This window comes from Plantactinospora sp. CA-294935 (assembly GCF_050936445.1).
Classification (GTDB): domain Bacteria; phylum Actinomycetota; class Actinomycetes; order Mycobacteriales; family Micromonosporaceae; genus Plantactinospora.
Map to the genome: position 1 here is coordinate 9,193,094 of NZ_JBNJMU010000001.1, position 21,328 is coordinate 9,214,421.

The 21,328-nt window shown below is 72.4% G+C and carries 16 protein-coding genes; 10 read left to right on the forward strand and 6 right to left on the reverse strand.

What is annotated here, in order from left to right; genetic code table 11:
• The first annotated feature begins 38 nt into the window (after positions 1-38).
• The 6 genes from ACQEVC_RS39925 to ACQEVC_RS39950 all read left to right on the forward strand — a co-directional run bounded on the left by ACQEVC_RS39925 (position 39) and on the right by ACQEVC_RS39950 (position 8,506).
• Positions 39-2,087, forward strand: coding sequence for an alpha-1,4-glucan--maltose-1-phosphate maltosyltransferase (locus ACQEVC_RS39925; protein ID WP_432888809.1), 2,049 nt, complete (start codon positions 39-41; stop codon positions 2,085-2,087).
• The gene (gene glgB / locus ACQEVC_RS39930) at positions 2,075-4,180 is read left to right on the forward strand and encodes a 1,4-alpha-glucan branching protein GlgB (RefSeq protein WP_432888811.1); all 2,106 of its coding nucleotides are present in this window, start codon (positions 2,075-2,077) and stop codon (positions 4,178-4,180) included. Before ACQEVC_RS39925 ends, glgB begins: the two co-directional genes overlap by 13 nt.
• A gap of 135 nt (positions 4,181-4,315) precedes the next feature.
• Positions 4,316-5,098, forward strand: a complete 783-nt coding sequence (locus ACQEVC_RS39935) for a class I SAM-dependent methyltransferase (protein WP_432888813.1) — start codon at positions 4,316-4,318, stop codon at positions 5,096-5,098.
• Between the two features lie 236 nt (positions 5,099-5,334).
• Complete coding sequence (locus ACQEVC_RS39940) at positions 5,335-5,856, forward strand: hypothetical protein (protein ID WP_432888815.1); 522 nt, start codon at positions 5,335-5,337, stop codon at positions 5,854-5,856.
• A 180-nt stretch (positions 5,857-6,036) separates the two neighbouring features.
• Positions 6,037-6,798, forward strand: coding sequence for a cyclase family protein (locus ACQEVC_RS39945; protein ID WP_432888817.1), 762 nt, complete (start codon positions 6,037-6,039; stop codon positions 6,796-6,798).
• 73 nt (positions 6,799-6,871) lie between these two features.
• The gene (locus ACQEVC_RS39950) at positions 6,872-8,506 is read left to right on the forward strand and encodes a thiamine pyrophosphate-binding protein (RefSeq protein ID WP_432888819.1); all 1,635 of its coding nucleotides are present in this window, start codon (positions 6,872-6,874) and stop codon (positions 8,504-8,506) included.
• A 31-nt stretch (positions 8,507-8,537) separates the two neighbouring features.
• Here ACQEVC_RS39950 and ACQEVC_RS39955 read toward each other — a convergent pair whose 3' ends face one another.
• Positions 8,538-9,389, reverse strand: coding sequence for a PhzF family phenazine biosynthesis protein (locus ACQEVC_RS39955; protein ID WP_432888821.1), 852 nt, complete (start codon positions 9,387-9,389; stop codon positions 8,538-8,540).
• Between the two features lie 141 nt (positions 9,390-9,530).
• On the opposite strand from ACQEVC_RS39955, the gene ACQEVC_RS39960 reads away from it, so the two are divergent.
• The gene (locus tag ACQEVC_RS39960; RefSeq protein ID WP_346258588.1) at positions 9,531-9,884 is read left to right on the forward strand and encodes an ArsR/SmtB family transcription factor; all 354 of its coding nucleotides are present in this window, start codon (positions 9,531-9,533) and stop codon (positions 9,882-9,884) included.
• Between the two features lie 111 nt (positions 9,885-9,995).
• Here ACQEVC_RS39960 and ACQEVC_RS39965 read toward each other — a convergent pair whose 3' ends face one another.
• Complete coding sequence (locus tag ACQEVC_RS39965; RefSeq protein WP_318401078.1) at positions 9,996-11,051, reverse strand: App1 family protein; 1,056 nt, start codon at positions 11,049-11,051, stop codon at positions 9,996-9,998.
• A 186-nt stretch (positions 11,052-11,237) separates the two neighbouring features.
• Between ACQEVC_RS39965 and ACQEVC_RS39970 the strand changes: the two genes are divergently transcribed.
• Both ACQEVC_RS39970 and ACQEVC_RS39975 read left to right on the forward strand, forming a co-directional pair.
• Positions 11,238-12,953 (forward strand): hypothetical protein, encoded by a 1,716-nt coding sequence (locus ACQEVC_RS39970; protein ID WP_432888823.1) that lies wholly within the window; start codon positions 11,238-11,240, stop codon positions 12,951-12,953.
• Positions 12,954-12,997: 44 nt separating this feature from the next.
• Positions 12,998-13,540: an acyltransferase gene (locus ACQEVC_RS39975; RefSeq protein WP_432888825.1), complete on the forward strand. Its 543-nt coding sequence runs from the start codon at positions 12,998-13,000 to the stop codon at positions 13,538-13,540.
• A 103-nt stretch (positions 13,541-13,643) separates the two neighbouring features.
• Here the strand turns inward: ACQEVC_RS39975 and ACQEVC_RS39980 are convergent, their stop codons facing one another.
• The 4 genes from ACQEVC_RS39980 to ACQEVC_RS39995 all read right to left on the reverse strand — a co-directional run bounded on the left by ACQEVC_RS39980 (position 13,644) and on the right by ACQEVC_RS39995 (position 19,783).
• Complete coding sequence (locus ACQEVC_RS39980) at positions 13,644-14,927, reverse strand: nucleotide sugar dehydrogenase (RefSeq protein WP_432888827.1); 1,284 nt, start codon at positions 14,925-14,927, stop codon at positions 13,644-13,646.
• Between the two features lie 5 nt (positions 14,928-14,932).
• Complete coding sequence (locus ACQEVC_RS39985; protein WP_432888829.1) at positions 14,933-16,504, reverse strand: glycosyltransferase family 2 protein; 1,572 nt, start codon at positions 16,502-16,504, stop codon at positions 14,933-14,935.
• Positions 16,501-18,111, reverse strand: a complete 1,611-nt coding sequence (locus ACQEVC_RS39990; protein ID WP_432891975.1) for a glycosyltransferase family 4 protein — start codon at positions 18,109-18,111, stop codon at positions 16,501-16,503. The genes ACQEVC_RS39985 and ACQEVC_RS39990 overlap by 4 nt, the downstream gene beginning before the upstream one ends.
• Before the next feature lie 172 nt (positions 18,112-18,283).
• Positions 18,284-19,783, reverse strand: a complete 1,500-nt coding sequence (locus ACQEVC_RS39995; RefSeq protein ID WP_432891978.1) for a glycosyltransferase — start codon at positions 19,781-19,783, stop codon at positions 18,284-18,286.
• 321 nt (positions 19,784-20,104) lie between these two features.
• Here ACQEVC_RS39995 and ACQEVC_RS40000 point away from each other — a divergent pair, with 321 nt between their 5' ends.
• Positions 20,105-21,205, forward strand: coding sequence for an acyltransferase (locus ACQEVC_RS40000; protein ID WP_432888831.1), 1,101 nt, complete (start codon positions 20,105-20,107; stop codon positions 21,203-21,205).
• Positions 21,206-21,328: the final 123 nt, after the last annotated feature.

Consider the following 21,328-nt stretch of genomic DNA (forward strand, 5'->3'; position numbering starts at 1 on the left):
ACGCGCGGCCGTCGATCAATCACAGTAAGTTGGGCAGGGTGAGTGGACGGATTCCGATCGAGGACGTGACGCCGTCCGTGGCGGGTGGTCGGTACCCGGCCAAGGCGGTGGTCGGCGAACTGGTCCCGGTGACCGCGCGGTCGTACCGTGAGGGGCACGCGGCGATGGGCTGCCAGGTCGCCTGGCGCGGCCCGGACGGTGCGCAGCGGCCGGTGGTCCGGATGCGCCCCGGCCCGCACTTCGACGACCGGTGGCACGCCACCATCCGGCCGGACGCGGTGGGCGAGTGGAGCTTCACCGTGCAGGCGTTCGACGATCCCTATCTGACCTGGCGGGACGCCGTCGGAAAGAAGATCGACGCCGGGCAGGGGCCGGCCGAGCTGGCCAACGACCTGGCCGAGGGCGCCGACCTGCTGGACCGGGCCGCCGACGGCGTACCGGTGCAGGAGCGGGACCGGGTCCGGGCCGCCGCCACCGCGCTGCGGGACGGCGAGCGGCCGCTGCCCGAGCGGGTCTCCCCCGCGCTGGACCTGGCCGACCTGCTCTGGGCGCACCCGGTCCGGACGCTGCTGACCAGTGCGCCGGCCCAGCCGATCTGGGCCGACCGGCAGCGGGCGCTCTTCTCCGCCTGGTACGAGTTCTTTCCGCGCTCCGAGGGGGCGGTGCTGGCCACCGACGGGCAGCCGGCCCGGTCCGGGACCTTCCGCACCGCCGCCGAGCGGCTGCCCGGGGTCGCCGCGATGGGCTTCGACGTGCTCTACGTGCCGCCGATCCACCCGATCGGCCGGATCAACCGGAAGGGCCGCAACGCCGCCCTGGTCGCCGGGCCGGACGACATCGGCTCGCCGTGGGCGATCGGCGCGGCCGAGGGCGGGCACGACGCGATCCACCCCGACCTGGGCACGCTCGACGACTTCCGGTCCTTCGTCGCCGCCGCCGGAAAGGTCGGCCTGGAGGTGGCGATGGACCTGGCGCTCCAGGCCGCGCCGGACCACCCGTGGGTCACCGCGCACCCGGAGTGGTTCACCACCCGGGCGGACGGGTCGATCGCGTACGCCGAGAATCCGCCGAAGAAATACCAGGACATCTACCCGGTCAACTTCGACAACGACCCGGAGGGGATCCGGGCCGAGGTACTGCGGTTGGTGCGGCACTGGGTGGACCAGGGCATCCGGATCTTCCGGGTGGACAACCCGCACACCAAGCCGTTCGACTTCTGGCACTGGCTGATCTGGGAGGTCAAGCGGCACGACCCGGACGTGCTCTTCCTGGCCGAGTCGTTCACCCGGCCAGCGGTGATGCACGGGCTCGGCAAGGTCGGCTTCACCCAGTCGTACACCTACTTCGCCTGGCGGACCAGCACCGCCGAGCTGCGCGAGTACTGCCAGGAGCTGGTGGCGGCGGCGGACTACATGCGGCCGAACTTCTGGCCGAACACCCCGGACATCCTGCCCGAGCACCTCCAGCACTGCGGTCCGCCGATGTTCAAGATCCGCGCCGTGCTGGCCAGCCTGCTCTCGCCCTCCTGGGGGATCTACGCCGGCTACGAACTCTTCGAGCACGTGGCCCGGCCCGGCGCCGAGGAATACCTCGACAACGAGAAGTTCGAGCTGCGCCCCCGGGACTGGGCGGCGGCCGAGGCCGAAGGCCGGTCGCTGGCCCCGTTCCTGGCCCGGCTCAACGCGATCCGGCGGGACAACCCCGCGCTGCACTGGCTGCGCAACCTGGTCTTCCACGAGATCGACAACCCGGCGCTGCTCTGCTGGTCGAAACGGGACGAGCAGACCGGCAACACGGTGCTGGTGGTCTGCTCGGTCGACCCCGGGCAGGTGCAGTGGGGCAACACCGTGCTGGACATGCCGGCGCTCGGCTTCGACTGGCACGAGCGGTTCACCGTGCACGACGAGCTGACCGGCGCCCGGTACGACTGGGGGCAGCACAACGCCGTCCGGCTCGACCCGTTCCTCTCCCCCGCGCACGTCTTCACCGTGCACCGGCACGACGGCCGGCGCGGTGCGGAGAGCGCGGCCGGGGCCGACCGCACCGATACACCCGCCGGACCGGAAGGCCAGGGATGGACGAGCTGATCGCCGGTACGGCACACGACCCGTACGCCGTGCTCGGCGCCCATCCGGACGGCGACCGGACGGTGATCCGTACCCTGCGCCGGGGTGCCGACACGGTGGAGTTGCTGATCGGCGGGGAACGCCGGCCGATGCACCGGGTGCACGACGAGGGGATCTTCGAGGCGACGGTCCCGGGTACGGTGCTCGACTACCGGGTGGTGGTGGACGGCGAGCCGCGCGACGACCCGTACCGCCATCCGCCGACCGTCGGGGAACTCGACCTGCACCTGATCGCCGAGGGCCGGCACGAGCGGCTCTGGACGGCGCTCGGCGCCCGGCCGGCCGACGGCGGCGGGGTGTCGTTCGCGGTCTGGGCACCGAACGCCGTGGGTGTGCGGGTGGTCGGCGACTTCACCGGCTGGGGCACGCACCAGGGCTGGCCGATGCGGTCGCTGGGCAGCAGCGGGGTCTGGGAGATCTTCGTCCCGGAGGCGGCGGCCGGGCACCGGTACAAGTACCGGATCCTGTCCCGGGACGGGCAGTGGCGGGACAAGGCGGATCCGCTGGCCCGGCGTACCGAGGTGCCGCCCGCCACCGCCTCGGTGGTGGACGGGTCCGGCTACCAGTGGTCCGACGCCGACTGGCTGGACCGGCGGGCCCGGCGGCAGCCGCACCAGGAGCCGATCAGCGTCTACGAGGTGCACCTCGGCTCGTGGCGGCCGGGGCTCTCCTATCGGGAACTGGCCGACCAGCTCACCGGCTACGTGCTCGACCTGGGCTTCACGCACGTGGAGTTCCTGCCGGTGATGGAGCACCCGTTCGGCGGCTCCTGGGGTTACCAGGTGACCGGCTACTACGCCCCGACCGCGCGCTTCGGCGACCCGGACGACTTCCGTTACCTGGTGGACCGGCTGCACGCCGCCGGCATCGGGGTGCTGCTGGACTGGGTGCCGGCGCACTTCCCCCGGGACGACTGGGCGCTGGCCCGGTTCGACGGCACCCCGCTCTACGAGCACCCCGACCCGCGCCGCGGCGAGCACCCGGACTGGGGCACGTACGTCTTCGACTACGGCCGCCCCGAGGTCCGCAACTTCCTCGCCGCGAACGCGCTCTACTGGTGTGAAGAGTTTCATGTGGACGGTCTGCGGGTGGACGCGGTCGCCTCGATGCTCTATCTGGACTACTCCCGCGGCGACGGCGAGTGGCTGCCGAACGAGCACGGCGGCCGGGAGAACCTGGAGGCGATCGCCCTGCTCCAGGAGGTCAACGCAACCGTCTACCGGAAGCATCCGGGTGTGCTGGTGGTGGCCGAGGAGTCGACGGCCTGGCCGGGGGTGACCCGGTCGACCGACGCCGGCGGGCTGGGCTTCGGTTTCAAGTGGAACATGGGCTGGATGCACGACACCCTGACCTATCTCGGCAAGGACCCGATCTATCGGCAGCACCACCACAACGAGCTGACCTTCTCCCTGGTGTACGCCTGGAGCGAGAACTACGTGCTGCCGATCAGCCACGACGAGGTGGTGCACGGCAAGGGGTCGCTGCTCGGCAAGATGCCCGGCGACCAGTGGCGCAAGCTGGCCGGGGTACGCGCGCTGTTGGCGTACATGTGGGCGCACCCGGGCAAGCAACTGCTCTTCATGGGCTGCGAACTCGGCGACGACCGGGAGTGGAGCGAGACCCGGGGGCTGGACTGGCACCTGGTCGACGATCCGGGCCGGGCCGGCGTGCAGCGGCTGCTCCGGGATCTGAACCGCGGCTACCGGGACAATCCCGCGCTCTGGTCCCAGGACACCGTACCGGCCGGCTTCCGGTGGATCGTCTCGGACGACTCCGCCAACAACACCCTGGCCTTCATCCGGATCGCCACCGACGGCTCGCCGCTGGTCTGCGTGGCGAACTTCGCCGCGCTGCCGCACGAGGACTACCGGATCGGGCTGCCGCTGGCCGGGCGCTGGTCCGAGATCCTGAACACCGACGCGGACTGCTACGGCGGCTCCGGGGTGGGCAACCTCGGCGCGGTCACCGCCGACGACCAGCCGTGGCACGGCCTGCCCGCCTCGGCGGCGGTGCGGGTACCGCCGCTCGGCGTACTCTGGCTGCGCCCGGGCTGAACGGGGGCGGGCGCACGTCACTGCGGTGACGCCGGTGACCGGCGGCGCCGCCATTCCGACTCGGGTGCAACTCCGGGAGGGCCGGGGCGGCAACAGGGGTTGCCGGGCGGGTCCGACTCTGCTGCATTGTCCAGCATGGACTGGGTACGCGACTTCTACTCCACGACCGGCCGCTGGTGGGGCCCGGCGGAGGCCCGGATCACCGACCAGGACCGGCGGCGGGTGGCGCTGCTGCACGGGTATGCCGGTGACCGGCCGCAGCGGGTCCTCGAACTCGGCGCGGGCTACGGTGCGACCGCCGCCGCGACCGCCCAAGCCGGGCACGACGTCACCGCCGTCGAGATCAGCGACCGGGCGGACCTGGCCGACCGGTTCGCCGGCGACACCGCGCCCGGGTCGCTGACCGTCCGCAAGGAGGACTTCTACGCGGTACGCCCACCGGGGCGTTTCGACGTCGTCTGCTACTGGAACGGATTCGGGATCGGCACGGACGCCGACCAGCGCCGGCTGCTGACCCGGATCGGCACCGAGTGGCTCCGTCCGGGCGGCGTGGCCCTGGTCGACGTCTTCAACCCGTTCGTCTGGGCGCGGTGGGACGGCGAGGAGGAGCACCTGACGCCCGACCCGGCCCGTGGCTACGAATACGACCTGCGCCAGCGGATCAGCTTCGACCCGGTCACCTGCACCGCCGTGGACACCTGGTGGCCGGCCTCCGAACCGGACCGCCGGATCAGCCAGACGTTGCGCTGCTACTCGCCGGCCGACCTCTCGCTGCTGCTCGCCGGGACCGGCCTGTTCCTGGCCGAGCTGATGGTCGGGGACCGGACGTTCACCCCGACGGCGCGGCCGGGGCTGCCGGAACTGCTGCAGCAGCACCACGAATACCTGGCGGTGCTCCGCCCCGAGCCGATCCGCTGACCGCCGGCCGCTCGGCCCGCACTGCCGAATCCAGCAACCTCCGGCACGGCCCCTGGAAATGTTAGATAGACGTGTGACAATGTCCTTCGGCAGCCGGCCAGGCGGGGTCCCGTCCCGACCGGCGGCCGGCACGTCCCGCCCGGCCGCGGGACTCCGGCCGCCACGCACCCGCGCCCGACCGCCCGCCGAGGTAGGCACCGCCACCCGCACCGTCCGTCCGACCAGGAGGTAACGCCATGCCGCGACCGATCCGCCGGTCGGCGGTCTTACTCGCCGCCGCCCTGCTCACCCTCACCGCACTGGCCGGCCCCGCCCGGGCCGGCACCGACACCGCTCTCGCACCGCAGGCGTTCGCCGCCGACAGCGGCGACGGCTGCCGGTACGGCCTCGCCGAAGGAACCCTGGAGTTCCTTCCGATCTCCGCACCTCCCGGGCTCGGCTCGGTGACCGTCACCGGCACCATCGCCGACCGCCCCTACGAGCGCGATCCCGGCCCGCTCTGCCCGGACGACGGGCTCTTCAGCTTCGTCACCTTCTACGCCTACGGCAACGGCCGCCCCATCGCCCAGGACACGTCGAGAGTGGACAACGACATCACCAAGTACAGCTTCCGGCTCGCCCCCCAGGAGCCGTCCGGCGGTGTCGACACCCTCGTCGTCCAGGTCTGCCGGGCCGCGACGGCGAACGCCCCGACGCCGCTGCCGGCACCGGCCGGCTACTGCGGAACGCCCCAGGTCTACTCGTTGCACTGGGGCTGACCGGCCGGTCGAACGCCCTGGGAGGAGCACAATGACAAGCCCGCCCCGGGGGGCCCGCCCGTCCACTCGGTCGGCGACCCCCCGGGGCGGCCGTTCCACAGGTCGGGCCGGCCGCCGGGCGGGGCAACTCCTGACCGATCGCGCGAGTCGGTTTCCCGGAAACTCCGGTAGGTTCCCGCCATGACCGTGCTGCAAGATCTTGTTGCCGCGCTCGCCACCGGCCGGGTCGAGGTCGTGGACCTCACCGCCCCGCTCTCGGCGCAGACGCCGATCCTCACCCTCCCCGAGCCGTTCGGCCAGACCGTCCCGTTCGCGCTGAGCGAGATCAGCCGCTACGACGAGCGCGGCCCGGCCTGGTACTGGAACAACTTCACCACCGGTGAGCACACCGGCACGCACTTCGACGCGCCGGTGCACTGGGTCAGCGGCCGGCACGGCGACGACGTCTCCCAGGTGCCGCCGAGCCGGCTGATCGCCCCGGCGGTGGTGCTCGACCACACCGCCGAAGCCGCCGCCGACCCCGACTTCCTGCTGGAGGTCGAACACGTCCGGGCCTGGGAGGCGGAGCACGGACCGCTGCCGGCCGGCGGCTGGCTGCTCTACCGGACCGGCTGGGACGCGTACGGCGACGACGCACAGCGGTACGCCAACGCCGGCCGTACCCCCGGGATCTCCCCGGCCTGCGCCAGGTGGCTCGCCGAGGAGGCCCCGGTGCAGGGCGTCGGGGTCGAGACGGTCGGCACCGACGCCGGCGCGGCGCACTCCTTCGACCCGCCGTTCCCCTGCCACTCCTTCCTGCTCGGCGCCGACAAGTACGGCCTCACCCAGCTCCGCAACCTGGCGCAGCTTCCGCCGACCGGCGCGGTGGTGGTCGCCGGACCGTTGCCGATCGTGCAGGGGTCCGGCAGCCCGTGCCGGGTACTCGCCCTGGTCGAGCGGTAGCCGGCGGGGTCGACGGGCGAGCGGTGACGGGCGGGCGGCAGCGGATGCGCGCGACGGGACGGGTGTGAACGGCATGCGGGTCGCCGAGGTGGTCGGTCGGGTGCTCGCCGCGCAGGGGGTACGGCACGTCTTCGGGGTGGTAGGCAGCGGTAACTTCCACGTCACCAACGCGCTGGTCGCCGGCGGGGCCCGGTTCGTGGCCGCCGCGCACGAGGGCGGCGCGGCGAGCATGGCGGACGGCTACGCGCGTACCTCGGGCGCGGTCGGGGTGCTCTCGGTGCACCAGGGACCGGGGGTCACCAACGCGCTGACCGGGGTCGTCGAGGCGGCCAAGAGCCGGACCCCGATGCTGGTGCTGGCGCCGGAGGCGACCGAGCCGCGGTCGAACTTCTTCGTCGACCTGCCGCACGCCGCCACCGCGCTCGGCATCCACTACCAGCGGGTACGCCCCGAGCACGTCGTGGTGGACGTCGACGCCGCGTACCGGCGGGCGGCCTCGGGCGACACGGTGCTGCTGGGGCTGCCGCTGGACGTGCAAGCCGCGCAGACGGCACCGTGGAGCGGCCCGCTCGCCCCGTGGTCCGCGCCCGCCGCGCCCGTTCCCGACGTCGAGCCGCTGGTCAGCGTGTTGACCAGCGCCCGGCGCCCAGTATTCGTCGCCGGCCGGGGCGCCCGGGGTGCCCGGGAGCCGCTGATCCGGCTGGCCGACGAGTGCGCCGCGCTGCTGGCGGTCTCCGCCGCCGCCAAGGGACTCTTCGTCGGCGACCCGTGGTATCTCGACGTCTCGGGCGGATTCGCCACCCCGCTCGCCGCCGAGTTGATCGCCGAGGCCGACCTGGTGGTCGCCTGGGGCAGCACGCTGAACATGTGGACCACCCGGCACGGTCGGCTGATCTCCCCGTCGGCCGTGGTGGTCCAGGTCGACGAACTGCCGATCGGCGCGACCCTGCATCCCCGGATCGACCGGCACGTCAGCGGCGACGTGTCCCGGGTCGCCCGGTACGCGCTACGGCGGCTGGACCGGGAACCCGGTGTCGGCCGGCCGCCCGGCACGCAGCGCACACCCGAGCTGCGCCGACGGATCGCGACCGAGGGGCGCTGGCGCGACGTGCCCTATGTGGACGGCAGCGGAGAGGGACGGATCGACCCGCGTACCCTGACCGTCGCCCTGGACGACCTGCTGCCCGCCGAGCGGACCGTGGTGGTCGACTCCGGCAACTTCATGGGTTATCCGTCGATGTTCCTCTCCGTACCGGACGTCGCCGGGTTCTGCTTCACCCAGGCGTTCCAGTCCGTCGGGCTGGGGCTGGCCAGTGCGCTCGGCGCCGCCGTGGCCCGGCCGGACCGGCTCACCGTGGCGGCGCTCGGCGACGGCGGATTCCTGATGTCGGCGGCCGAGCTGGTCACCGCCAGCCGGCTCGGCCCGCCCCTGCTGGTGGTGGTCTACGACGACGCGGCGTACGGCGCCGAGGTGCACCACTTCGGCCCGGACGGCCATCCGCTGGACCTGGTCCGGTTTCCCGACACCGACCTCGCCTCGATCGCCCGGGGCTACGGCTGCGCCGCGCTGACCGTACGCGAGATCGACGACCTCGCCCCGGTGCGGGACTGGCTGGCCGGCCCTCGCGACCGGCCGCTGGTGGTCGACGCCAAGATCACCAGCGAGCGCGGCGCCTGGTGGCTGGAGGAGGCCTTCCGCGGGCACTGACCCGGACGAGGTCACCGGCCGGCCCGGGTCGCTACTCGGCCGGCTCGGGGAGCGTGACGGTGCCGTCGAGGTAGCGGCGGTAACTGCCGCGCAGGCGTACCCGGTCGCCGTCGACCACGCAGTGCACCGTGCCGCCCCGGGCGGAGAGCTGCCGGGCGGTCAGCGTCGTCCGGCCGAGACGCTCCGCCCAGTAGGGCGCGATCTGGCTGTGCGCGGAGCCGGTCACCGGGTCCTCGAAAGCGCCCGCCCCGGCCCCGAACCACCGGCTGACGAAGTCGACGCCGCCGCTGTCGGCGGGAGCGGTGACGATCGCGCCGCGTACCGGCAGCCGGGCCAGGGTGCTGAAGTCCGCCTCGACGGCCCGGACCTCGGCGGCACCGCGTACCACGTAGACCAGGTCGCTGTCCTGGAACCGCTGCTCCGGTTCGATGCCGAGCGCGGCCACGGCGGCGGCGGAGACCTCGTCGCCGTCCGCCACCGCCCGCAGCCGTCCGGCCGGGAAGTCCAGTTCCAGTTCGCCGTCCCGGTCGGCCCGGCTCACCGGGAGCCAGCCGCTGCGGGTCCAGAACAGCAGTCGCCGCGCGTCCGGGTGCACGTCGTCGAAGAGTTGCCCGGCGGTGGCCAGGGTCGCATGCCCGCAGAGGTCCACCTCGACAGTCGGGGTGAACCAGCGCAGGTGGTAGGCGGGGTCGCCACCGGGCGGCGGGATGGCGTCGGCCGGCAGTTCCGCCGTGTAGAAGGCGGTCTCGGAGAGGTTGTTCTCCTCGGCGAGGGCCTGTAGGACGGCGTCGGGCAGCCAGCCGGGCAGGGGCATCACGGCGGCCGGGTTGCCCTGGAACACCCGGTCGGCGAAGGCGTCGATCTGGATCAGACGGAGCCGCATCGCCCCTGTCTACCAGTACCGGGCCACCTCGTCGGGACCGGTGGCCGGCTCGGGCCGGGGCCGGGCCGGTAGGGTCGTCCGGACCGATCCCCAGATTAGGTAGACTTCGGTTATATAAGTGAGCGCTGAAAGGATGGCGGCGTGCACGCGTTCGACGTTCTCGGCGATCCCGTCCGGCGGCGGATCCTGGAGCTGCTCGCCGACGGCGAGCGGTCGGCGGGCGAGGTCAGCGCGGTGGTGCAGGAGGAGTTCGGGATCTCCCAGCCGGGCGTCTCACAACACCTGCGGGTGCTCCGGGAGAACGGGTTCACCACCGTACGTGCCGCCGGCACGCGGCGGCTCTATGCGGTGGACCCCGCCCCGCTCCAGGAGATCGACCGGTGGCTGGAGCGCTATCGAGGGTTCTGGACCCAACGGCTGGACGCCCTCGGCACCGAGATCGCCCGGGGCAGACGCGAACGCCGCCGGGCGGCGGAACCGACCCGGGAGAGCTGAGTACCGATCCGGCTCCGCCACGCGCTCGGACGGGATTCGCCCCAGACCAGGTCGTCAAGCGGGTGTCGCTGGTCGGCTGGCCGGACCACGCCGGTACTGTCGCCGCTCGCCTCAGACCAGGTTCGCTTCGCGGAGCAGCCGCCACAGACCGGCGCCGTCGGGCGCGCAGAACCAGCGCTCGCCCAGCAGGCCGGCCGCCGGGGTACTGCCGTCGGTGCTGTCCGTCGGCGCCGGGAAACCACCGGCCAGCACCGCCTGGGTCGGGGATAGCCGGCGGATCAGCACCCCGGCCACGTTGTCCGGGTGCTCGGCGGCGAACTCGGCGTAGATCTCCTGGTCGTGCTGGCCGTCGTCGCCGATCAGCAACCACCGGATCTCCGGAAACTCGCGGACCAGCCGGGCCAGGGTGGCCCGCTTGTGCTCCCGCCCGCTCCGGAACCAGCGGTCCGCCGTCGGGCCCCAGTTCGTCAGCAGCAGCGGGCCGGCGGGATAGAGGTGTCGGGACAGAAACCGCGTCAGCGTCGGCGCGACGTTCCAGGCACCGGTGGAGAGGTAGAGCACCGGGGCGCCGGGATGCGCGTTGACCAGGCGCTCGTAGAGCACCGCCATCCCGGGTACCGCCATCCGGGCGTGCTCGTCCAGCACGAAGGTGTTCCACGCGGCCAGCAGCGGCCGGGGTAGCGCCGTCACCATGACCGTGTCGTCGATGTCGGAGAGGACCCCGATCCGCAGCGCCGGGTCGACGATCCGGACCGGCGCGTCGACCGGCTCGGCGCCGGGACTGGCCAGGCGTACGCTCTGCCAGCCGGGCGCCAGGTCGGCCTCGACGACGAGGTCGATGAAGCCGCTCCGGTCGGCCCGGGCCTCGTGCCGGCGGCCACCCGCCTCGATCACCACCGGCGCGTGCTGCACCGGCAGGGTGGCGAAGCTACGCCAGCCGCGTACCTTCTCCGGCCGGCGGCGGGGGCGGCGGCGCAGCCGGGTCAGCAGGACCCGACCCAGCACCCGGATCCACCCGGGCGCGCCATAGCCGGCGTACGGGATGATCGTGACATCCCACCCGCCCTGCCCCAGGCGACGCTCGATGAACTGGTGCACCGCGTCCTCGATCCGGGCCGCTCGGTGCAGCCGGGGCGCGGGCGCCGGACCGGCGGGTATCAGCGACACCTAGCCACCCTGCCACAGAGCACCCGGTCCGGCTACGAGACAGATCAACTAACCCGCCGGCACGCTCCCCATGCCGGGCACCCGGACCGGGCGGAACCGGTGCGACCTGCGCCGATCCGGACCTCCGGTGCCGGGCGCCGTGCGAGACTTCGAGGCGGGGCGGCGACGGGGGCGCGGGGGGTGTCGGTGGCGGTGCCGCGCGGGGGGCGGCGGTGGCGAACACTCGACCGGCCGGGTGCGGTGGCGCTCGGCCTCGGCCTGCTCGGCCTGGCCTACCGGCTGGCGCTGGTCCTGCTGACCGTACCCGGCTCCAACAGCGACGAGGCCACGTTCGGGCTCGCCGCACTGCACATCGCGGACGGCCGTGAACTGCCGGTCTTCCTCTACGGCCAGCACTACATGGGCACCGTGCAGAGCTATCTCGCCGCGCCGCTCTTCCTGCTCTTCGGCGCCGGCTGGATCCCGCTGCGGATACCCCTGCTCTTCCTGTACGCCGCCTTCCTCTACCTGGCGTACCGACTCACCCGGCGGCTCTACTCCCCCTGGCTGGCCACCTTCACCGTGGGGGTACTCGCGCTCGGCGGCGAACGGGTGATCCGGGACCAGATCACCGCCGTCGGCGGCCGGCCCGAGGTCAAGCCCGCCGTGCTGGGCCTGCTGCTGATCGCGCTCGCTCTCGGCCAGCGGCGGACCCGGCACCGGTTCTGGGCCTTCGGCCTCTTCGGCCTGGTAACCGGGCTCTGCGTCTGGGACGACTGGCTGGTCCTGCCCTACCTGGTGGTCGCCTTCGCCGTGCTGCTGGTCGGCTGCTGGCGGGACCTGCTCGGTCCGGCCGGCGCCGTGCTGGTCGCCGGGTTCCTGCTCGGGGTCGCACCGCTGGTCGTGGACAACCTGACCGCGCCGGTCGGGCAGGACTCGATCTCCGTGCTGCGGCAGGTCAGCGAGGGCGAGGCGGAGTCGACGCCGGGTACCGCCCGACTGCACGGCGCGCTGCTGGTCGGCATCCCGCTCGCCACCGGGCTCTGCCGGCCGGAGCGCTGCGATCCGGTGGAGATGTCCTGGGGCGGGCTCTACCTGGCGCTGCTGCTCGCCGCCGGGGTGCTGGCGGTGGTCGGACTCGTCAGGGCCGGCCGACCGACTCCGGGCAGCGGTACCGGGACCCGCGGCACGCCCGGCAGCGCCACGGCCGTCGGCACGCCGGGGCACGCCCAAACCGGCGACACGGTCCAAACCGGCGACACGGTCCAGGCCGCCCGGGTCGGGTACGCCACCCAACTCGCCCTGCTGCTCGGCGCCGCGCTCACCGTGGCGGCGTACGCCCGCAGTTCGCTCGCCGGCAGTGCGCCGCTGGCCAGCGCCCGGTACCTGTCGATCCTGCAGATCTCGCTGCCCGCCGTACTCTGGCCGCTCTGGGTGGTCGCCCGCCGGTCGGGGCGGCTCGCCACCGGACCGGTGACCCGGCTCGCCGGGGTACTCGCCAGCGCCGTACTCGCCCTGCTGGTGGTGCTGCTGCTCGGCACCACCGGACACCTGGTCGGCGAGATCGGCACGATCCGGACCGAGGAGCGGCAGCAGCGGCAGCTCGCCCGCGCCCTGGAACGGGCCGGGGTCAGCGCGGTGTACGCCGAGTACTGGACCTGCAACCGGCTGGTGTTCGTCACCCGGGAGCGGATCGCCTGCGCGGTACTCGGTGCGAACCTGCGGCCGGGGCAGGACCGCTATCCGGCGTACCCGAGGCGGGTCGGCGCCGCCGACCGGCCGGCCTTCGTCTTCGAGGCCGGCGCGTCCGCGGACGCCGCGTTCCAGGCCCATCTGCGCCGCTCGGGGGTGCCTGCCCAGGTGACCCGGGTCGGGCGACACACGATCTATCTGCCGGAGTCGACGCTCCGTCCCCCGGGCTGACCGGCCGGGCCACTCCCGTATCCTGCGAAGCCGTGACTCAAGCGATGAACGAGCCTTCCGCCCTCCCCGACACGGTCTTCGTGCACCCCTCGGCCGAGGTCGACGAGGGCGCGCGGATCGGCGACGGCACCAAGGTCTGGCACCTCGCCCACGTCCGCTCCACCGCCCAGGTGGGCGCGAACTGCGTGATCGGCCGGAACGTCTACGTGGACGCGAACGTCGTAGTCGGCGACCTGGTGAAGATCCAGAACAACGTCTCCGTCTACCAGGGCGTAACCATCGAGGACGAGGTCTTCGTCGGCCCCTGCGCGGTCTTCACCAACGACCTCCGGCCGCGGGCCCAGAACCCGGACTGGCAGATCACCCCGACCATGGTCCGCAAGGGCGCCTCGATCGGCGCGAACGCCACCATCGTCTGCGGCGTCGAGATCGGCGAGTACGCGATGATCGCGGCCGGCTCGGTGGTGACCAGGGACGTCAGGCCGCACCAGTTGGTGGCCGGCAACCCGGCCCGCCCGCTCGGCTGGGTCGACGCCTCGGGTCAGGTGGTCTCCCGGGACAAGGAGAACCCGCCGCAGGAGCGGTGAACAGCGGTGGCGGCTCGGCCTGTCCGGCCGAGCCGCCACCGTCGCTGTCTGGTTGTCTCGTTGCCGGTCGGCGAGGTGCTGACCGGCAATCCGGCACGGCCGGTCAGCCGCCGATGACGATCCGGCGCACGCTCGGCCACCGGGCCGGGTCGGTCACCCGGCGGCCGTCGACGACCACCCGGACACCGGGGAGGTCGCTTTCGGCCAGCGTGCGGTATTCGGCATGGTCGGCCTGCACCACCACGGCCTCGACCCGCTCGCCCTGGTAGGCCGGCAGGCCGAGCGCGGTCAGCTCCTCGGCGGTGTACATCGGGTCGGAGACGTACGGCCGGGCGCCCCGGGCGCGCAGCGCCTCGACGGTCGGGAAGACCCCGGAGAACGCCGTCTCCTTGACCCCGCCCCGGTATGCCGCACCGAGCACCAGTACCTCGACGTCGGTCAGGTCGCCCCAGGCGGCGGCGAGCAGCTCGACGGCGTAGTCCGGCATCGCGGCGTTGGCCTCGCGGGCCGCCCGCACCACGGTGGCGGACGGGTCGTTCCAGAGGTACATCCGGGGGTAGACCGGGATGCAGTGCCCGCCGACCGCGATGCCCGGCGAGTGGATGTGGCTGTACGGCTGGGTGTTGCAGGCCTCGATGACCTTGATCACGTCGACGCCGACGGTGTCGGCGAACCGGGCGAACTGGTTGGCCAGCCCGATGTTGACGTCCCGGTAGGTCGTCTCGGCGAGCTTGGCCAACTCGGACGCCTCGGCCGAGCCCAGGTCCCAGACCCCGTTCGGCCGGGACAGGTCGGGGCGCTCGTCGAAGTCGAGCACCGCCTCGTAGAACTCGACACCGCGCCGGGCCGACGCCTCGTCCACCCCGCCGACCAGCTTCGGGTAGCGGCGCAGGTCGGCGAAGACCCGACCGGTCAGCACCCGCTCGGGGCTGAACACCAGGGTGAAGTCGGTGCCGACCTTGAGCCCGGAACCCTGCTCCAGCATCGGCGCCCAGCGGTTGCGGGTGGTGCCCACCGGCAGGGTGGTCTCGTAGCTGACCAGCGTGCCCGGCTTGAGCCCGGCCGCGATCGCCCGGGTGGCGTCGTCCATCCAGCCGAAGTCCGGCGTCCCCTCCGCGTCGACGAAGAGCGGCACCACCACGACCACGGCCTCGGACTCGGCCACCGCCGACGCCGTGTCGGTGGTCGCGGAGAGTCGGCCGGCCGCCACCGCCTCCTTGAGCTTGACGTCCAGGTCGGTCTCGCCGGGGAACGGCACCGCACCGTCGTTGACGAGCTTCACGACCCGCTCTGACACGTCGGCGCCGATCACCGTGTGCCCCTTGTCGGCGAACTGCACGGCAAGCGGCAGCCCGATCTTTCCGAGAGCGACGACGCAGATTTTCATGCCTTCTACTTTCCTCCCTGGGGCAACCTGCGCCGCAGTCGGGCCAGGACCCGACGGGGGGTGACAGGTGCGATGGCGATCACGAGTTGGCCTCGGTGACTCGTTGTCGGGGTGATCATGAAGAACCGCATCCCCCGGCGGAACATCAAGCGTGACACGGTGGGCCGGGTCGGTGCGCGTACCGCCGCCGAGCCGACCCCGCCGAAGGCGGTCAGGTGGGACCGGACGCCGAGCAGCGAACCGCCGGCTCCCGAGCCGGCGAGCAGCAGACTCACCCGGAACTGGGCCCGCACCGTGCTGCCGGTGCCGTCCCGGCTGGTCTCCAGCGTGGTGCCGGTGACGTCGCCGGCGGTCAGCCCGATCGGCCCGGAGGTCAGCGACGCCAGGTCCCGACGCGGGGTACGGGCGGTCACGGTCAGTACCCGCTCGCCGTCGTCGCAGGTCTCCCAGGTGACCGCGACCGCCTCCAGCCGGGCGAGCCAGTCGGCGGCGGTGTCGGAGACGTCGAACCAGGCGTCCGGCAGGTCAAGGCGGGAGTCCCGGAAGCCGGGGTAGCCCGCGTACCAACGGTCGCCGTCGACGATCGTCGGCGGTACGCCCTGCTCGGCGTCCTGCCGGATGACCGCGACAAGATCGTCGACGGTGCCCCGCTGGGCGGTGCCGATCCGCAGCCGGGGCTCGATCTCCAGCCTGGCCCGGATCCGGTCGGTGAGGTAGCGGTCGGCGAGGTCCCGGATGCCCGCCAGCACCTGCTCCTGCACCGCCCGCTCCAGCAGCAGGAAGTCGTCCTCGACCAGCCGGGCGACCTCCCAGGCGAAGTGCCGGACCAGCACCGCGTCCCGCCGCTCGCCCGACTCGATCAGCCCGGCCACGAACCCCATGATCGACTCGACGCAGCGGAGCCGCTCGACGTGCCGGGACCGGTAGGTGATGTTGTGCGCGTTGAGCCGGCGCACCGCGTGGTAGAAGTCGTAGTCCGCCAGCACCGAGATCCGCTTTGCCCGGAAGCACGCCTCCAGGGTGAACGGCTGGTCGCTGCCGACCGGCATGTCCTCCGGGTAGCGCAGGTGGTGGCGCTCGATCAGCTCGCGGCGGAACAGCTTGGTGTTCGCCAGCGACCAGGGCAGGGCGGAGTCGAAGAGGTCGATCTCCACCTCGTTGCGGGCGAAGACCGCCTGGTGGATGTTGCGGCTGTTCACTCCGACGACCTTGCCGAGGACGACATCGGCGCCGTACTCGTCGGCCGCCCGTACCAGCCGCTCCAGCGCCTCCGGGCCCAGGTAGTCGTCGGCGCCGATGAAGAAGACGTACCGGCCGGTGGCCTGCTCCAGGGCCCGGTTGCTCGGCGCGGCCGGGCCACCGGAGTTGGCCTGGTGGATCACCTTCACGGTCTCCGGGTAGAGCCGGGCGAACCGGTCCAGCTCCCGGCCGCTGCCGTCGGTGGAACCGTCGTCGACCGCGACGACCTCGATCCGGTCCCGGCCGATGCTCTGCCGCACCAGGGAGTTCAGGCACTTCGTGAGGTACGGCATGGTGTTGTAGACCGCCACCACCACGCTGACGTCGGGTTCCGTCATCGCGCGGCGGCGCCCGCGGCTGGCCGGCCGGCCGGATCGACTGACGCCGCACCGGGCACGACCGGCCCGACGGCTCCCCGGGGCGGGCCGGAGTCGGCTGCCGGTCGGTCGGGATCTGCCAGCAGCCGCCGGTACACCCCGGTCAGAATCTCCGCCTGGGCCTGCCAGGTCCAACCGGCCAGCAGCCCCGGCCGGTCGTACGCAGCCCGGTAGCGCTCGCGATCCGCCAGTACCGCCCGGACTGCCCGGATGTAGTCGTCGACGTCCTCGGCCCGGAACACCTCACCCTGCCCGGTCGACCGGACCGTCTCCGCCATCGTCCGCACGTCACTGACCACCAGCGGCAACCGGGCATGCGCGTACTCGAAGAACTTGGTGATCAGCGCGATCTCGTGGTTGGGCCAGTGGTGGATCGGGATCACCCCGACATCCGCACCGGCCAGGAACGGCACCACCTGCCAGTGCTCGACGTACGACAGAACGTGCACCCGGGACGTCACGCCCAGCGTCGCGGCCCGGGACAGCAACTCCCGGACGTACGGGCCGTCGGGCTTGTTGACCACCAGGGCGGCGTGCACCCCAGGCAACTGCGGCAACGCCTCGATCATCGTGCCGAGGCCACGCCTGGCGGCGGCCGCGCCGCTGTACACCAACAGTGGCACCTCCGGACCGATGCCGCACCGGGCACGCAGCTCCGGAGCCGGTTCCGCGTCCGACCCACCCGTCACATCCGGCGCGTTGAGCACGACCGCCGGCAACTCGATCAGCCCGTGCTCCCGGCGGAGCAGCTCGGCGAGGCTCGTCGAAACGGTGATGGCGGCATCGGCGTACGGCACGTACTCCCGCTCGTGTGCCCGGTGCGCGGGAAGCCACCGGGCGTTGTCCTGCCACGGCTGCACCCCGGGCAGGAACTCGTGCGCGTCCCAGACCAGCTTGATCTCCCGGCCGGCCACCGCGGCGCGCACCTTGGCCCGGGCGCCGACCCCGATCATGCGGAAGTCGTGCGCGTGGATCAGATCCGGCGCCAGCGCGTCGACCACCGGGCCGAAGGCCAGCTCGTAGTCCCACAGTCCCGGCTCCAGCCGGCGCCACGCCCGACCACCCTGCACGGTGGACCAGAACCAGGTGTAGAGCCGGTCCCACGGGCTGGTCAACTTGCGGCCCTTCCGGGCCCGGGTCAGCATCCAGTACCGCAACGACACCCACCGGCGGAGCAGGTGCGCGGCCTTCCGTTCGATCCGCAGCCGCCGACGCCGCTGCTCCAGGCGGCGGCCGACCAGCCCGGCCCCGGTCGCCAGGGTCAGCTCCGCCTCGCGCTGCCGGATGTCGGTCTGCCAGGCCTTCACCCACTGGGCCCGATGCGCGGCGATGCCGCTCGGCGGGTACGCCAGCGGCCAGCGCAACCAGGCCCGCCGGAACTCGTGCCGGCGGCGGGCCAGCGGATCGGGCATGGGCAGCAACCGCACCTCGGCGGGACCGAGCCGCCAGGTCTGCGCGCCACCATGCGGCGACCTGCCGAGCAGCGTGACCTCCCAGCCGGCTTCGGCCGCCGAGCGGGCGACTTTCTGCACCCGGGAATCACCGTTGACGCCATTGTCCACCAGCATGACGATCCGGCCCCGACTGCGCTGACGCCCGGCAGCCGCGTTCACATCCATGACTCTTTCCTCTGCCTCTCCCGCAGGGCGTCTCCCAGAGGACCCCGGCGAGTGTACGGCACCTCAGCGGCGGCCCACCGCCTCGCTGAAGTGTCCACCTCCCAGCTCACGCCCGGTAAGGTCAGTCCGACAGTAGCCGCTGGTAAAGCCGGTCGAGGATGACCGCCTGCGCCTCCCAGGTCCAGTCGGTCAGCAGGCCGGGCTTGTCATAGGCGGCGCGGTACCCTTCCGGGTCGTCGAGGACGGCTTTGACCGCCCGGACGAAGTCCGGCAGGTCCTCCGCGCGGAAAACTTCGCCCTGACCGGTCGCGCGGACCGTCTCCGCCATCATCCGGACATCGCTGACCACCAGCGGCAACCGCGCGTGCGAGTACTCGAAGAACTTGGTGATCAGGGCGATCTCGTGATTCGGCCAGTGGTGGATCGGAATCAGTCCGACCTGCGCGCCCGACAAAAAGGGCACCACCTGCCAGTGCGGCACGTACGGCACCGCGTGGACCCGCCCGGACACCCCGAGTTCGGCGGCCCGCTTGAGCAGACCCTGGATATACGGCGCCTCGGGGCGGGGAACCACCAACGCCACGTGGACGCCCGGCAACTGGGGCAGCGCCTCGACGGCGATCCCCAGGCCACGCTGCTCCGCCGCCGCGCCGCTGTAGACCAGCAGTGGCACGTCCGGCGCGATGCCGCACAACTCGCGCAGCTCCGGCACGGGGGCGTCGTCCGCCTCCGGCCCGTGATCGGCGTTCGGCGCGTTGAGCACCACGGTGGGCGACTCCCTGAGCCGGTGTCGCTCCCGCAGCAGGTCCGCGAGCCCCTCGGAGACGGTCACCACGGCGTCGGCATGGGGAGAGTACTCCCGCTCGTGCCCGATATTCGCGGGTAGCCACCGTGCGTTGTCGGTCCACCGCTTGATCCCGGGCAGGTATTCGTGGGCGTCCCAGACGAGACGTACCCGCCGACCCTTGCCGTGCGCCCGGATCTTGGCGCGCGCCCCCACTCCCAGCATCCGGAAGTCGTGGGCGTGCACCAGATCGGGGGCCAGCTTGTCGATCTCCGGACCGTAGGCGAGTTCGTAGTCCCAGAGAGTCGGATCCAACCGCCGCCAGGCGCGGTCGCCGTGCAGCTTCTGCCAGAAGAACGTGTAGAAGCGGTCCGACGGCGTATCCAGCTTGGTTCGGGCCTGGCGCGCCCGGTTCAACTGACGGTGGCGGAACGACACCCACAGCCGCGCCACCCTGGCGGCCAGCAGTTGGCTGCGGAGCGCCTGCCCGGCAAGGACCCGTCGCGCCCCGCCGGACCGACCGGGCAGCCCGAGCGCGGCGAGCCGGACCTCCAGATCCGCCCGCCAGGCTTTCACCCACTGCGCGCGCCGGGCCGCCACCCCGGTGGGCGGGTAGCCGAACGGTCCCCGAACCCAGTGCCGGCGGTACTCGTGCGCCGGCTTCGCCAGCGGGGTGGGTACCGGCAGCAGTCGCACCTGCGCCTGCCCGAGCTGCCAGCTCTGCGGCTTCAGGTTCGGGGAGCGACCGAGCAGGACGACGTCCCAGCCGGCGCTCGCGGCGGAGGCCGCCGTCTTCTGGACCCGCGAGTCGCCATGTACCCCGTTGTCGACGAGCATCACGATCCGACCCCGACGCGACACCGTCCCGGGAGTGTCGTGAACCGTCATGCCGCACCCTTTCATCCGCCTGGAGAGCATGGATCGTGGCGAGTGTACGGCACTGCCGTCGCGCCCTCCCCGGGCAACCGGACCGGGCATAAGCGGGCAACCGGAACCGGGCGTAAGCGGCCGGACGTAAGGCGTCGGGCGGTTCTGGAACTGCCCTAACATGTACCGGTGAACTCCCCGATACCCCTTGATGCCGAGGCATCCGTCACGCAGCGGTCGTGGCCGGGCGGATCCCCGTCGGCCGGGCAACCGACCGGACAGTCGCCAGCGGTGCCCCAGCGCCAGGACGGCCAGCCGGCGACCCCACCGACCGGCCAACGACCGGCCCGCGAGTACGGGCTGGACCTGCTACGCGTGATCGCCATCTGCGGTGTCGTCGCGATCCACGTCTTCGGCATCATCGTCGGAAAGGACGACCTGCGCGGCAGCACGCAGTGGTGGATCGCCACGGCGATCGACATCGGCGCGATCTGGGCAGTCCCGGTCTTCGTCATGATCAGCGGAGCCTTCGTCCTGGATCCGCGGGCGCACCGGGCCGGACCGGCCGCCTTCTACCGCAAGCGATTCGCCCGGATCCTGCCCGCGATGATCGTCTGGCACCTGGTGTACCTGCTGCTCGTCCGGCTCATCATGCGCGGCGAGGACCTCCGGCCACTGCTGCTCGGCCGGATGCTGCTCGACTCGACGGTCTTCACCGCCCTGTACTTCCTCTGGCTGATCGCCGGCCTCTACGTCATCGCCCCCGTCCTGGCCGCCTTTCTGGCCGACGGCGGCGTGCTGCGGGCCCGGGTCACCGCCGCGGTCGCGCTGGGCTGGACGACGGTCGCGTACATGCTTCCCGGCCTCGCCCTGCTCGGCGGGCTCTCCAGACCGAACATCCTGACGAGCTGGAACCGCTGGTGGCCGTTTGTCGGGTTCTTCCTGGCCGGTTGGGCGCTGCGCAAGGTGGTGCTGAGCCGGCGCGGCACGATACTCGCGCTGCTCGCCGCCGCTGTGTTGTTGCTCGAGTCGGTGTGGCAGTACGGCGTCGCGCCCTCGCACCGGCTCCTGCAGATGACCTTCCCGGTCATGGCCAACGGCGCCCTGGTGATGATCGCGGCGTTGCTGATCTTCGTCGCCGCGACCAGCATCAACGCCCGGATGCGGATCGGTCCGCGCAGCGCCAGGCTTCTGGTCCGGCTCTCCGACGCGTCGTTCGGGGTCTTCCTGGTTCACCTGCTGGTCTTCGAGGTTCTCCGGCTGCTCATCCCGGCCGTCGCCGAGGGCCGGTCGCTGGCGGTCATCTCCGGCACCTACCTGGTGGTCCTGCTCGCCTCCTTCGCCATTTCGACCGGCGCCGCCCGAATCCCCTACCTGCGGACCGTCTTCTGATCCGCAGGGTGCCGCGCCAGGCTTCCTGGACGCAAGGCGTCGGGCCCGACTCACCCTGAGTCGGGCCCGACGCCTTTGGTCGCTGCCGAACCGCCAGTCGGCTCAGACCACCCGATTCGACCC

Coding starts and splice junctions, on each gene's coding strand:
- glgB (WP_432888811.1), top strand. CDS start 2,075: ATGGACGAGCTGATCGCCGGTACGGCACACGACCCGTACGCCGTGCTC.
- ACQEVC_RS39935 (WP_432888813.1), top strand. CDS start 4,316: ATGGACTGGGTACGCGACTTCTACTCCACGACCGGCCGCTGGTGGGGC.
- ACQEVC_RS39940 (WP_432888815.1), top strand. CDS start 5,335: ATGCCGCGACCGATCCGCCGGTCGGCGGTCTTACTCGCCGCCGCCCTG.
- ACQEVC_RS39945 (WP_432888817.1), top strand. CDS start 6,037: ATGACCGTGCTGCAAGATCTTGTTGCCGCGCTCGCCACCGGCCGGGTC.
- ACQEVC_RS39950 (WP_432888819.1), top strand. CDS start 6,872: ATGCGGGTCGCCGAGGTGGTCGGTCGGGTGCTCGCCGCGCAGGGGGTA.
- ACQEVC_RS39955 (WP_432888821.1), bottom strand. CDS start 9,389: ATGCGGCTCCGTCTGATCCAGATCGACGCCTTCGCCGACCGGGTGTTC.
- ACQEVC_RS39975 (WP_432888825.1), top strand. CDS start 12,998: ATGAACGAGCCTTCCGCCCTCCCCGACACGGTCTTCGTGCACCCCTCG.
- ACQEVC_RS39980 (WP_432888827.1), bottom strand. CDS start 14,927: ATGAAAATCTGCGTCGTCGCTCTCGGAAAGATCGGGCTGCCGCTTGCC.
- ACQEVC_RS39985 (WP_432888829.1), bottom strand. CDS start 16,504: ATGACGGAACCCGACGTCAGCGTGGTGGTGGCGGTCTACAACACCATG.
- ACQEVC_RS39990 (WP_432891975.1), bottom strand. CDS start 18,111: ATGCTGGTGGACAATGGCGTCAACGGTGATTCCCGGGTGCAGAAAGTC.
- ACQEVC_RS39995 (WP_432891978.1), bottom strand. CDS start 19,783: ATGCTCGTCGACAACGGGGTACATGGCGACTCGCGGGTCCAGAAGACG.